This window comes from Pandoraea sp., from assembly GCF_004297875.1.
Lineage (GTDB): Bacteria > Pseudomonadota > Gammaproteobacteria > Burkholderiales > Burkholderiaceae > Pandoraea.
Map to the genome: position 1 here is coordinate 235653 of NZ_SCSK01000035.1, position 11507 is coordinate 247159.

At 64.4% G+C, this 11507-nt stretch carries 13 protein-coding genes; 8 read left to right on the forward strand and 5 right to left on the reverse strand.

All coding sequences use genetic code 11. The annotated features are described in order from the left end of the window. Window positions 1-62: 62 nt before the first annotated feature. The 5 genes from EPN80_RS10305 (at window position 63) to EPN80_RS10325 (ending at window position 3823) form a co-directional block, all read left to right on the forward strand. Complete coding sequence (locus EPN80_RS10305) at window positions 63-380, forward strand: DUF2917 domain-containing protein (protein ID WP_293026402.1); 318 nt, start codon at window positions 63-65, stop codon at window positions 378-380. A gap of 74 nt (window positions 381-454) precedes the next feature. Further along, the gene (locus tag EPN80_RS10310; RefSeq protein ID WP_293026404.1) at window positions 455-1156 is read left to right on the forward strand and encodes a VOC family protein; all 702 of its coding nucleotides are present in this window, start codon (window positions 455-457) and stop codon (window positions 1154-1156) included. A gap of 21 nt (window positions 1157-1177) precedes the next feature. Continuing rightward, window positions 1178-2074, forward strand: a complete 897-nt coding sequence (locus EPN80_RS10315) for a DMT family transporter (RefSeq protein WP_293026406.1) — start codon at window positions 1178-1180, stop codon at window positions 2072-2074. Between the two features lie 58 nt (window positions 2075-2132). Then, window positions 2133-3323, forward strand: a complete 1191-nt coding sequence (locus EPN80_RS10320; RefSeq protein ID WP_293026408.1) for a PLP-dependent aminotransferase family protein — start codon at window positions 2133-2135, stop codon at window positions 3321-3323. Window positions 3324-3367: 44 nt separating this feature from the next. Continuing rightward, window positions 3368-3823, forward strand: coding sequence for a RidA family protein (locus EPN80_RS10325; protein ID WP_293026410.1), 456 nt, complete (start codon window positions 3368-3370; stop codon window positions 3821-3823). A 102-nt stretch (window positions 3824-3925) separates the two neighbouring features. Here EPN80_RS10325 and EPN80_RS10330 read toward each other — a convergent pair whose 3' ends face one another. From EPN80_RS10330 to EPN80_RS10340, 3 genes are read right to left on the reverse strand one after another with little or no spacing between them, the layout of a single operon-like run. After that, the gene (locus tag EPN80_RS10330) at window positions 3926-4447 is read right to left on the reverse strand and encodes a chromate transporter (RefSeq protein WP_293026411.1); all 522 of its coding nucleotides are present in this window, start codon (window positions 4445-4447) and stop codon (window positions 3926-3928) included. Further along, window positions 4444-5043 (reverse strand): chromate transporter, encoded by a 600-nt coding sequence (locus tag EPN80_RS10335; protein ID WP_293026413.1) that lies wholly within the window; start codon window positions 5041-5043, stop codon window positions 4444-4446. Before EPN80_RS10335 ends, EPN80_RS10330 begins: the two co-directional genes overlap by 4 nt. Window positions 5044-5046: 3 nt before the next feature. Then, the gene (locus EPN80_RS10340) at window positions 5047-6285 is read right to left on the reverse strand and encodes an MFS transporter (RefSeq protein ID WP_293026415.1); all 1239 of its coding nucleotides are present in this window, start codon (window positions 6283-6285) and stop codon (window positions 5047-5049) included. A gap of 100 nt (window positions 6286-6385) precedes the next feature. Here EPN80_RS10340 and EPN80_RS10345 point away from each other — a divergent pair, with 100 nt between their 5' ends. Then, complete coding sequence (locus EPN80_RS10345; RefSeq protein ID WP_293026417.1) at window positions 6386-7282, forward strand: LysR family transcriptional regulator; 897 nt, start codon at window positions 6386-6388, stop codon at window positions 7280-7282. A 29-nt stretch (window positions 7283-7311) separates the two neighbouring features. On the opposite strand, the gene EPN80_RS10350 is transcribed toward EPN80_RS10345, so the two are convergent. Then, complete coding sequence (locus EPN80_RS10350) at window positions 7312-8217, reverse strand: LysR family transcriptional regulator (protein WP_293026419.1); 906 nt, start codon at window positions 8215-8217, stop codon at window positions 7312-7314. Between the two features lie 133 nt (window positions 8218-8350). Here EPN80_RS10350 and hmgA point away from each other — a divergent pair, with 133 nt between their 5' ends. Further along, window positions 8351-9691: a homogentisate 1,2-dioxygenase gene (gene hmgA, locus EPN80_RS10355; protein ID WP_293026421.1), complete on the forward strand. Its 1341-nt coding sequence runs from the start codon at window positions 8351-8353 to the stop codon at window positions 9689-9691. A gap of 11 nt (window positions 9692-9702) precedes the next feature. After that, a complete protein-coding gene (fahA, locus tag EPN80_RS10360; RefSeq protein ID WP_293026423.1) occupies window positions 9703-11007 on the forward strand; it encodes a fumarylacetoacetase in 1305 nt (434 codons plus the stop codon). Window positions 11008-11053: 46 nt separating this feature from the next. Here fahA and EPN80_RS10365 read toward each other — a convergent pair whose 3' ends face one another. Then, window positions 11054-11506 (reverse strand): CopD family protein, encoded by a 453-nt coding sequence (locus EPN80_RS10365; protein ID WP_293026425.1) that lies wholly within the window; start codon window positions 11504-11506, stop codon window positions 11054-11056. Window position 11507: the final 1 nt, after the last annotated feature.

Sequence of the window (11507 nt, forward strand, 5' to 3'; positions counted from 1 at the left end):
CAAACTGTACCGTTACTGTACAGGGTTTCATCGGTAAAGTGTTTTCTCAATCGGAGAAAACCATGAGAGAAATCCGCACCTTCGAGTTAGATGACCGCCAAGCCGTTCGCTGGCTTTCGACCGACCACCAGACCCTGCAGGTTTTGCGGGGCGAGTTGTGGCTCACTGTCGAGGGTCACGCCACCGATCACTGGCTACATGCCGGCGATTGCATCGAGGTGCATCCCGGCGAGCTGCTCTGGCTGAGCAACTGGCAGGGGGCCGTGCGGTTCCGCCTGAGCCTGCCTTTGGATAACCGGCAGGTTGGCGCGCGTGGTGGCTGGTTCCGCTGGACCTCCCCATTGGTCAGGCTGTCGTTGCGCAGGCGACTGGCCCGCTGACGGCGCAAATCCGTGCGAGGGCCCACGGTGGCGGGTAACATAGGCCCCTTTGAAATTTTGTCTCAGGTTTGTGCATGAACGCGACCCAACTCGATCACCTCGTCATCGCTGCCGCCACCCTGGAGGCCGGCGAGCAGTATGTCATCGAGCAGCTCGCACTCGACGAGCGTGACCGACCGGTGCGCGGTGGCAAGCATGCGGGCATGGGCACGCATAACAGCCTGCTCAACCTGTGGGGCGGCAGTTATCTGGAGATCATCGCCATCGACCCGGTGGCGCCTCCACCGACCCGGCCGCGCTGGTTCGGGCTCGACGAGCCGGCTACCGTGGCACGCCTGCAGGACGGACCGTTCCTGGCTCACTGGGTCGTCAGGCTGGCGCGACCGCGCCAATTGACACGCTGGCAGCAGCAATACCCTCAGCGCATCGCGCCGGTCATTCCGATGGCGCGCGGCGATCTGCGCTGGCACATCAGCGTGCCGGAGAACGGCGCATTGCCCGGCTGGCCCGGCCAACCGGATCAGCCGATGCTCGACGCGCATGGCGTGCTGCCGACAGTAATCCAATGGGATACTCCGGCCCATCCGTCGACCCGCTTGCCGGCCAGCGGCTGCGCGCTGAAGTGCCTGCGCGCCTTCCACCCGCAGGCCGAGCAGCTGCGCGAGCCGCTTCGCTGGCTGGGCGCGGATCGGCTGCTGCAGCTCGACGCCACGCTGGTCGAGCCCACGCTCGCCGCCGAAATCGAGACACCCGCCGGCGTGCGCACGCTGAAATAATCTCCCCCCAGGAAAGGACTTATGAATTCACACGAATCCAAAGGCATGTTGCTCGGTTTGCTCGGCGTGCTTATTTTCAGCCTGACGCTGCCGATGACGCGCATCGTCGTGACCGAGATGAATCCGATCCTGGTCGGTCTGGGCCGCGCACTGGTAGCGGCCGTGCCGGCCGCCGCGCTGCTCTGGTGGCGGGGCGAGAAGCGGCCAACGATTGCCCAGCTGAAAAGCCTGTCGATCGTCGCGTGCGGCGTGATCCTGGCGTTTCCCGTGCTGTCGGCCTGGGCGATGCGCTCCATCCCGGCTTCGCACGGTGCGGTGCTCAACGGACTGCAACCGTTTTTCGTGGCGATCTACGCCTATTTGCTCGGCGGCGAACGCCCCTCCAGGGGCTTCTGGGTATGTGCCGTGCTGGGTAGCGCGCTGGTGATGATGTTCGCGCTGCGCGAAGGCGGCGGCATGCCGCAACCGGCCGACGGCCTGATGTTGCTGGCTGTCGGCATCGGCGCGCTCGGCTATGCCGAGGGCGGCAAGCTCGCCAAGCAAATGGGCGGCTGGCAGGTGATATGCTGGGCACTGGTGGTGGCCGCGCCGGTGCTGGCGCTGCCCGTGGGCTGGCTGGCCTGGCACCAGGGCACACCGCTGAACCTGAAAGTGTGGCTCGCGTTCGGCTATGTCGCGATGTTTTCGCAGTTTCTGGGCTTCTTTGCGTGGTACGCCGGCCTGGCGATGGGCGGAATCGCCCGCGTAGGCCAAGTACAATTGCTGCAAATATTCTTTACCATTGCGTTGTCCGCCCTGTTGTTCGGCGAAAAGGTCGACCTCACGACCTGGCTGTTCGCCGCCGGCGTGGTCGCCACCATCGCGATCGGGCGGAATATGAAGATCGGCTCCGCTCAGTTGGCTCACAAGGCCTCCTGAGCCGCCCCAGCGGGGCACCACCCCTACCTCAATAGCAACGATATCAAGCGAGACAAGCATGAACGATTGGCCTTTTTCCCAGCGCGCGCGCAATCTCACCAGCTCGGCGATCCGAGAGATCCTCAAGGTGACCGAACGTCCGGAGGTGATCTCATTCGCCGGCGGGCTGCCCTCCCCGGCCACCTTTCCCGCCGATCAAATTCGCGCCGCCGCCAATCGCGTGCTGAGCGAAGCGCCCCACGCCGCCCTGCAATATAGCGCCACCGAGGGCTACCTGCCGCTGCGCGAGTGGGTCGCGGCCCGCTATTCGACGCCGCAGCACACCGTCAAACCCGACGACGTGCTGATCACGACCGGCTCTCAACAAGCACTCGACCTGCTCGGCAAGATCCTGATCGACGAAGGCAGCCGCGTGCTGGTCGAAGCCCCCAGCTACCTGGGCGCGCTGCAGTCCTTTTCGCTGTTCTCGCCACAGTACGTTTCCGTGCCGACCGACGACGACGGGCTGGTCCCCGAGGCGCTGAGCCCGGCCCTCACCGACGGCGCGCGCTTTCTGTACGCGATGCCGAACTTCCAGAATCCGACCGGACGCCGCCTGCCGCTGGCGCGTCGCCAGGCCCTGGCAGCGATTGCCCGCGACCGGGGCCTGCCGATCGTCGAGGACGATCCCTATGGCGCGCTCGACTATGAGGGCAAGAGCCTGCCGACCCTGCTTTCGCTGGCGCCAGATCACGTGATCCACCTCGGCTCGTTCTCCAAGGTCCTGGCGCCCGGCTTGCGCCTGGGCTACGTGATCGCGCCGCCACAGGTGCATTTCAAGCTGGTGCAGGCCAAGCAGGCGGCCGACCTGCACTCGCCCAGCCTGCTGCAGCGCGTCGTCTACGAGGTCGTCAAGGACGGCTTTCTCGATGCGCACATCCCAACGATCCGGCTGTTGTACTCGGCCCAGTGCCGGGCCATGCTCGACGCGCTGGCGCGCCACATGCCGGCCGGCGCACACTGGAACCAGCCCGCCGGCGGCATGTTCATCTGGGTGACACTGCCCGGCAACATCGACACCATGCAGTTGCTCGAGCAGGCGGTCGCACACAATGTCGCTTTCGTTCCGGGTGCGCCGTTTTTCGCCAACGGAGCGCCAAGCAACACGCTGCGGCTGTCATTCGTGACCGTGCCGCCGGCGAAAATCGAGCAGGGTGTCGCCACGCTGGCCCGCTTGATCACCGCTGCGCTCGACAAGCAAGCCGCCTGAAGCGTACTCCCTTTCACCGCCATCCATTCAACAAGGAAATTCGCATGTCCGTCTACGACACACTGAAACAACTCGGTATTGAACTGCCCAGCGCCGGCGCGCCGGCGGCCGCGTATGTGATGAGCGCGCAAACCGGCAACACCGTGTTCCTGTCGGGCCACATCGCCAAGAAAGACGGCAAGGTCTGGGCCGGCAAGCTGGGCAAGGACATCACTACCCAGGAAGGCGCCGCCGCCGCGCGCGCCGTGGCGATCGACCTGCTGGCCACACTGCATGCCCACACCGGCGACTTGAACAAGGTCAAACGCATCGTCAAGGTCATGAGCCTGGTCAATTCGACGCTCGAATACACCGAGCAACATCTGGTGACCAACGGTGCTTCCGAATTGCTGGCGCAAGTGTTCGGCGAGCGCGGCAAGCACGCCCGCTCCGCATTCGGCGTCGCACAAATTCCACTGGGTGCCTGCGTGGAAATCGAACTGATCGCCGAGGTCGAATAAGCCACCAACGGCAGTTCCCGAAAAAAATGCTGCGATGTCCACCAGGACCGCAGCATTTTTTATTGGGCTGCGCGGCCGTGCAGCAGCGGTTTCGTGATCCGCTCACAACCAGCCGAGCGCGCCGAGCAGCGCACCCGCGCCGATCATCCACAACAGGTTGATGCGGGTGCGCGCCCCGACTGCGACTGTCAGCAGGGTCAGCAGCACGAGCCGCCAGTTCACGTCGGCCGAGCGCGCCAGCACGTAGGCGGTCGCCAGCAGCAAGCCGATCGTCGGCGGCGCCAGCGCCCGGCGCACCGTGATGTGCCAGCGCGAGTCCTGGTGCCGACGGCCATACCGCTCGACGGCCAAGGCCAGCAACGAGGTGGGTCCGCACATCGCGAGCATCGACACCAGTGCACCGATGACGCCCGCCACTTGCCAGCCGAACAGCGCAACGAACAACACGTTCGGCCCCGGCGAGGCCTGCGAAATGGCATACAGGGCGACGAACTGGCTGTTGGTCAGCCAGTGCATCGATTCGACCAGGAAGCGGTGCATCTCCGGCAAAACCGCGCTGGCGCCGCCAAACGAGATCAGCGAGATGAGGAAGAAGTGCCCGGCCAGAGTCAGCAGAACGTTCATGCGCGCGCCCTCCATTCGACGCCAATCGCCACCGGAATCAGTACCGCCATCACCAGCGGCAGCGACCATTGCAGCCCGCCGACACATATCAGCGCCAGCGCCCCGAATAGCAGGCCGCGCCGAGTGCGGGGCTGCTTGCGAGCAAGCTTCAGTCCCGTGACGAAAATCAGCCCGGCGGCCACGGCGGTCATACCGCGCAGGGCGCCCTGCACCGCAGGCACATCACCGTAGCGATGATAAAGCCCGCCAAGCAGCAGCACGATGAAAAACGGCAGGCTGAGCAACCCACCGACCGCGGCGCCGGCACCGCGCACCCCGCTGCATCGATAACCGAACATGACCGCCAGATTGGTGATATTCGGTCCCGGCAGAATCTGCCCCAGGCTCAGCAGTTCGGCAAACTCGCGGTCGTCGAGCCAGCGCTTGCGCTCGACGAGAATGCGGTGCGCCCAAGGCATGACGCCACCAAAGCCGTAGAGCCCCATCACCGTAAACGTGCGAAACAGTTCAGCGGCAGTGATCGACACCGCAGCCTCGCCAACGCCTTGCGCCGGCGGCGTTTCGCCCGGTTCCGGCGACGATGTCCGATGCTCCATGGGCTACCCCCTGCGCATAAAAGCGCGGCGCATCGCCAGCGACACCGCCAAAGAAATCAGTAGCGCCACGCTCAACAGGGCAACCACGCCATGCCAGCCCGCGCCGTGCATCACCACACCCGTGTAGGTACCCAGCACCGTCGACCCCATGTAATAGAAGAAAAGATACAGGGCCGATGCAGCGGCGCGCCCTTCGCGGGCATGCTGACCGACCCAGCTGCTGGCGACCGTATGGCCGCCGAAGAATCCAAACGTAAATAGCGCCAGCCCGCCGATGACCCACACCAACTGTTGCGACAGCGTGAGCAGCAAACCGCACAGGGCCAGCGCCACGAGCAGCCACAGCATGCGGTGACGCCCGAGCCGGTCGGACAGCGGCCCGGCAATGAACGAGCCCATCACACCGATCAGGTACATCGAAAAAATCATGCCGATCACTGCCTGCGGCAGAGCGAACGGCGGCGCCGCCAATCGAAAGCCGAGATAGTTATAGACGCTGACGAAACTACCCATCATCAACCCGGCGAACAGGTACAGGCCCAGCAGTGCCGGGTCTTTCAGATGACGCCGGGCCTGGCGCACGATGTCGCTCACCGGCGCGCGGCGCGGCGCAAAGCGCTGCGACGGCGGCAGGCTGCGCACGAACTGCAGACTCATCAGAAAGCAGCTCACGCCGATCACAGCCACCGCCACACGCCATGAAAATACATCGGCCAACAGCGCTGAACCGACGCGCCCGACCATGCCGCCAAGGATATTGCCGCTGATGTACAGGCCCATCGACATACCCAGCGAGCCGTGCTCGACCTCTTCGCTCAGATAAGCCATGGCAATGGCGGGCAGCCCAGAAAGCGCCAGCCCCTTGAGTCCGCAAAGGGTGATCAGCGAAGCGAAACCGGGCGTAAAGGCCGACAGGATAGTCAGCAGCGACGAGCTGAACAGCGCCGCGCACATCAGGCGCTTGCGGCTGATGCTGTCCGCCAGCAGGCAGGTCACGAGCAGCCCGCCGGCCATGGTCAGCGTGGAAGCCGACACCGCCAGGCTGCTGCGCGCCGGCGTGATATCGAAATGGGCCGACAGCAGCGGCAGCAGTGACTGCATGCAGTAGAGCTGCGCGAAGGTCGCGAAGCCACCGAAGAACATTGCCCAACTGATGTGGGTATAACGCCGCGAGCCGCGCGTGACCCCGGCTGACGGCGTCGCGCCGGACGGAGCAAACGAATCGGTGGGGAGGGACGACATGCGCGCGCTGCGATGAAGACGATAACGAACTATATTAAAGTTGTACTTAATTCCAGTCCAATATATATTTTCACCGCTTTTCAATATATAAAAAATATCAATGGAACTGCGCCATCTTCGCTATTTCGTGACCGTGGCCCGCGAGCTGCACTTCTCCCGCGCGGCGGCCAAGCTCAATATCGGCCAACCGCCGTTGAGCATGCAGATCCGGGCGCTGGAACAGGAGCTGGGCGTGACGCTGTTCGAGCGCACGCGCCGCCGGGTATTCCTCACGGACGCCGGCCGCATTTTCCTGGCGCGAGCCGAGGCGATCCTGGCTGACGTCGAGAGCGCCGCCCACGAAGCGCGCAGCATCACCGGCTGCGAGAGTGGCGAATTGCGCATCGGCTTCACCACCTCGTCACCCTTCACGTCGCTGCTACAGCAGGTGCTCAGCGCTTATCGCAAGCGGTTTGCCCAGGTGACGCTCACGCTGCATGAAATGCCTTCGTCGCTTCAGGTCCAGGCGATCGAGCAGCGCCAGCTGGATATCGGCCTGGTGCGCCGCCCCGAGCACATCGGGCCCGCGCCTTCGGTGCAATTCTCGGTGCTGAGCAACGAGGCGCTGGTTTTGGTGCTGCATCGCGATCATCCGCTGGCCGGTCGCCGGACAGTGGCGATTCGCGAGCTGCGCGCAGAGCGCTTCATCCTGCATCCGCGCGGCTCAGGCACCGCCATCCACCATAAGATCGTGCAGATGTGCGAGCACGCCGGGTACACGCCGACCATCGTGCAGGAAGCGCGCGAATCCACCACCATCGTCGCGCTGGTGGCCACCGGGCTGGGAATTTCGATTTTGCCGGCCGCCATCCAGTGCATTCAGATCGACGGGGTGCGCTACGTCCGGCTGTCCGATGCCGACGCCATATCGCCGTTGCTGCTTGCACACCGGCACGACGATCCGAGTCCACTGGTGCGGGCCTTCGTCGAGCTATGCGCGGAACACGCGCCTCATTGACACCGCCGGCCGCGCCGCGGCGGCTGGTGTCATTCGGCGAAGCTGTCCGCCAGCAATTGCCGCAACCATTGATTACCCGGGTCCTGGTGCGCGCGCCGATGCCAGAACACATGCGTCTGCAGCGCCGGCAGCGGAATCGGCGGCGCCGCGTGGCGCAGTCCGAACGGTTCGGCCACGCGTTCGGCCAGCTTCTGCGGCACGGTCACGACCAGATCGGTGCTGCCGACAATAAACGGCACGGCGATCAGGCTCGGCACCCGGAATTTGGCGCTCGCGGCAATCCCGATTTTCTCCAGATGGGCATTCAGGCGATCGTAGGGATCGTCCTGCCCCGTGACGAACAGATGCTCGGCCGCGGCAAACGCCTTGCGGGTCAGTGGCTTGCCATCGAGCGGATGGCCCGCGCGGAACAGGCTCAGATAGGACTGCTTGAACAGGCGGCGCTGGAACAGCGCGTCGGAGCGGCGTTCGAAAGCGCCGATCGCCAGATCGATCCGGCCGGCCGCCATCGCCTCGCCCAGCGCCTGACTGGCCACCCGCACCGTCTGCAGACGCACGCCAGGCGCGCTGGCGCGGCACAGCTGTGCCAGCGCCGGCATGAAATAAATCTCGCCGACGTCGCTCATGGCAAGGGTGAATTGCCGGCGGCTGGTGCCCGGATCGAAACGCTCCTCGTGATTGAGCGCGCACGCCACGTTCTCGAGCGCGACCGCGATCGGATCGGCCAGCGTGACCGTCAGCGGTGTCGGCAGCATGCCCTGCGGCGAACGAACGAACAACTCGTCGTTGAATGTTTTACGCAGCCTCGCCAGCGCGTTACTGACCGCCGGTTGCGACAAACCGAGGCGACGCGCCACCAGGGACACCTGTCGCTCCTGATAGAGCGCCTGGAACACCACCAGCAAATTCAGATCGAGGTCCCGGAGTTCGCGCATGACCATTATTCATGAAATCAATAAGAGTTATTTTCTCATTTTTTGCACGAAGATGGATCAACTGGACGAAAATAGCGTCATCGACGTCCGGCGCGTGCCGGGGAGTCTCTATTTTTGATCAGGAGAACCGCTGATGAATCAGGTCTCACCGAACGAAGTGGCATTGCCCGTGGCAGCGCAGACCGCCGGCTATCAGTCCGGCTTCGGCAACGAATTCGCGACCGAGGCACTGCCGGGCGCGTTGCCGGTCGGGCGCAATTCGCCGCAGCAAGCCCCCTACGGTCTCTACGCCGAGCAGCTCAACGGTGCCGCGTTCACCGCGCCGCGCAGCCATAACCGCCGCTCGTGGCTCTATCGCATCCGCCCGGCCGCGATGCACCAGCCGTTCGTCCAGCTGGCCAACGATCGCATCGTGAGCCGCTTCGGTGACTTGGCCACCCCGCCCAATCAACTGCGCTGGAACCCGCTGCCCATCCCCGAGGCTCCGACCGACTTTATCGACGGGTGGGTCACGATGGCCGGCAACGGCGCGCCCGAAGCCATGAGCGGCTGCGCGATCCATTGGTATGCCGCCAACCGTTCGATGCAGGACCGCTTCTTCTATAACGCCGACGGCGAACTGCTGATCGTGCCCCAAGAGGGCCGCCTGCATATCGCCACCGAACTCGGGCGGCTCGACATCGAGCCGCTCGAAATCGCAGTGATCCCGCGTGGCGTACGCTTTCGCGTCGAATTGCCGGATGGCGCGGCGCGCGGCTACATTTGCGAAAACTATGGCGCGCTGCTGCGCCTGCCCGACCTGGGCGTGATCGGCTCGAACGGCCTGGCCAATCCGCGCGACTTCCTCACGCCCCAGGCCTGGTATGAGGATCGTGAGGGCAAATTCGAACTGGTGGCGAAATTCAGCGGCAATCTATGGCGCGCACAGATCGACCATTCGCCGCTGGACGTGGTCGCGTGGCACGGCAATTACGCTCCCTACAAATATGATCTGCGCCACTTCAACACGATCGGCTCGATCAGCTACGATCACCCCGATCCGTCGATCTTCCTGGTGCTGCAGGCGCCCAGCGACACCCCGGGCGTCGATACCATCGACTTCGTGATTTTCCCGCCGCGCTGGCTGGCCGCCGAAAATACCTTCCGCCCGCCCTGGTTCCATCGCAATATCGCCAGCGAGTTCATGGGTCTGATCAAGGGCGCCTATGACGCCAAGGCCGAGGGCTTTGTGCCCGGCGGCGCGAGCCTGCATAATTGCATGAGCGGTCACGGGCCCGACGCCGAGACGTTCGAAAATGCCAGCCGCAGCGATACCAGCCGGCCGCACAAGGTCGACAACACCATGGCGTTCATGTTCGAGACGCGCGCCGTGATTCATCCGACCCGCTTCGCACTCGATACCCCGTTGCGTCAGCAAGATTACTTCGAATGCTGGCAAGGCTTGCGCAAGCACTTCAACCCGAACGCGAGATAAGAGACGCGCCGATGACATCGTTGAACGAAACCCACGACCCCAAACTGAAGAGCTGGATCAGCAGCGCCAACGATCCGGCCTGCGATTTCCCGATCCAGAATCTGCCGTTCGGCATTTTCTCCACTGCCGACGACCCGCAACCGCGCGTCGGCGTGGCCATTGGCGAAGTCATCGTCGATCTGGCCGCACTCGAGGCCGCCGGGCTCGTGAGCCCCCCCGGCGCCGAGCAACCGGTGTTCGCAGCTGCCACGCTCAACCCCTTCATTGCCCTGGGCCGCGCCGCCTGGCGCGACACCCGCCTGCAACTGAGCCGCCTGCTGCGCGAAGGCACCGCCACGCTGCGCGACAACAGCGCGCTGCGCGAGCGTGCCCTGGTCAAGCAGGCGGTGGCCACCTTGCATCTGCCGGTGGATATCCCTGGCTACACCGATTTCTACTCGTCGAAAGAACATGCGACCAATGTCGGCGCGATGTTTCGCGACCCGAAAAACGCACTGCTGCCGAACTGGCTGGAAATCCCCATCGGTTACAACGGTCGGGCCTCGTCGGTGGTGGTCAGCGGCACGCCGGTGCGACGCCCCAACGGGCAGATCAAGTTGCCGGATCAGGAGCGCCCGGTATTCGGCCCCTGCCGCCGCCTGGATATCGAACTGGAAACCGGCTTCATCGTGGGCCAGGGCAATGCGCTGGGCGAGCCGATCGCGTGCGAGGACGCCGAGCAGCATATTTTCGGCATGGTGCTGCTCAACGACTGGAGCGCGCGCGATATCCAGCAATGGGAGTACGTGCCGCTCGGCCCATTCAACGCCAAGACGTTCGCCACCACGATTTCGCCATGGATCGTCACGCTCGACGCGCTCGAGCCATTTCGCGTCGCGCAACCCGAGCAATCGCCACAGCCGCTGCCGTATCTGCGCCATGCCGGCCAGCACGGCTTCGACATTCATCTCGAAGTGCGCATGCGCCCGGCGCAGGCAGCGCGGGCAAGCACCATCTCGCGCACGAATTTCAAGTACATGTACTGGACCATGGCGCAGCAGCTCGCGCATCACACGGTCTCGGGATGCAATACGCGAGTGGGCGATCTGATGGGTTCGGGCACGATCAGCGGCCCGACCCCTGATTCCTACGGCAGCCTGCTGGAAATAACGTGGGGCGGCAAGCATCCGATGACGCTCGAGAGCGGCGAAACCCGCACTTTCATCGAGGACGGCGACGAATTGACGCTGGTCGGCTGGTGCCAGGGCGATGGTTATCGCGTTGGCTTTGGCGAATGCCGTGGCCAAATTCTGCCGGCGCTGTCAGGCGCCCGCTAGCACCACTGCGCCGGCGCCCCGTGGCGCCGGCGTCTGTTTTCCCCGCTCAGCCGCGAATGGCTGCCGCCAGCGCAATCACGATAAAGCCCAGCGCCAGATTGAAGGCCACGATCCGGCGCACGCCGTCCAGTGCGCGGGCGCCGTCCGGCCAGTTCTGCGCCTGTACCGCGCGGCGCAGGCGCGGATAGGATGCAAAGCGGGCATGCCCGAACGCCAGCATCATGACAATCCCCAGGCCCGCCATCGCATGAATCGGCCAGGGCGTGTTGGCGGGCCCCATCGCCATCATCATGTAGAGGCCTGAGAGCAGGATCAGCAAGACGGCAATGCCGACCCAATTCAGAAATCGACCCAGCGCGGCCTCCCATAGCGGCAAGCGTTGCTCCGGCGTCAGGCTCGATGCTGCGGGGCGCAGACAGAGGTAAGCGAAGAACATTCCGCCGACCCAGACGGTGACACTGGTGAGATGCAGAAAAAGACTCAGCGCGTACAACTTCATG

Coding starts and splice junctions, on each gene's coding strand:
- EPN80_RS10305 (WP_293026402.1), top strand. CDS start 63: ATGAGAGAAATCCGCACCTTCGAGTTAGATGACCGCCAAGCCGTTCGC.
- EPN80_RS10310 (WP_293026404.1), top strand. CDS start 455: ATGAACGCGACCCAACTCGATCACCTCGTCATCGCTGCCGCCACCCTG.
- EPN80_RS10315 (WP_293026406.1), top strand. CDS start 1,178: ATGAATTCACACGAATCCAAAGGCATGTTGCTCGGTTTGCTCGGCGTG.
- EPN80_RS10320 (WP_293026408.1), top strand. CDS start 2,133: ATGAACGATTGGCCTTTTTCCCAGCGCGCGCGCAATCTCACCAGCTCG.
- EPN80_RS10325 (WP_293026410.1), top strand. CDS start 3,368: ATGTCCGTCTACGACACACTGAAACAACTCGGTATTGAACTGCCCAGC.
- EPN80_RS10330 (WP_293026411.1), bottom strand. CDS start 4,447: ATGAACGTTCTGCTGACTCTGGCCGGGCACTTCTTCCTCATCTCGCTG.
- EPN80_RS10335 (WP_293026413.1), bottom strand. CDS start 5,043: ATGGAGCATCGGACATCGTCGCCGGAACCGGGCGAAACGCCGCCGGCG.
- EPN80_RS10340 (WP_293026415.1), bottom strand. CDS start 6,285: ATGTCGTCCCTCCCCACCGATTCGTTTGCTCCGTCCGGCGCGACGCCG.
- EPN80_RS10345 (WP_293026417.1), top strand. CDS start 6,386: ATGGAACTGCGCCATCTTCGCTATTTCGTGACCGTGGCCCGCGAGCTG.
- EPN80_RS10350 (WP_293026419.1), bottom strand. CDS start 8,217: ATGCGCGAACTCCGGGACCTCGATCTGAATTTGCTGGTGGTGTTCCAG.
- hmgA (WP_293026421.1), top strand. CDS start 8,351: ATGAATCAGGTCTCACCGAACGAAGTGGCATTGCCCGTGGCAGCGCAG.
- fahA (WP_293026423.1), top strand. CDS start 9,703: ATGACATCGTTGAACGAAACCCACGACCCCAAACTGAAGAGCTGGATC.
- EPN80_RS10365 (WP_293026425.1), bottom strand. CDS start 11,506: ATGAAGTTGTACGCGCTGAGTCTTTTTCTGCATCTCACCAGTGTCACC.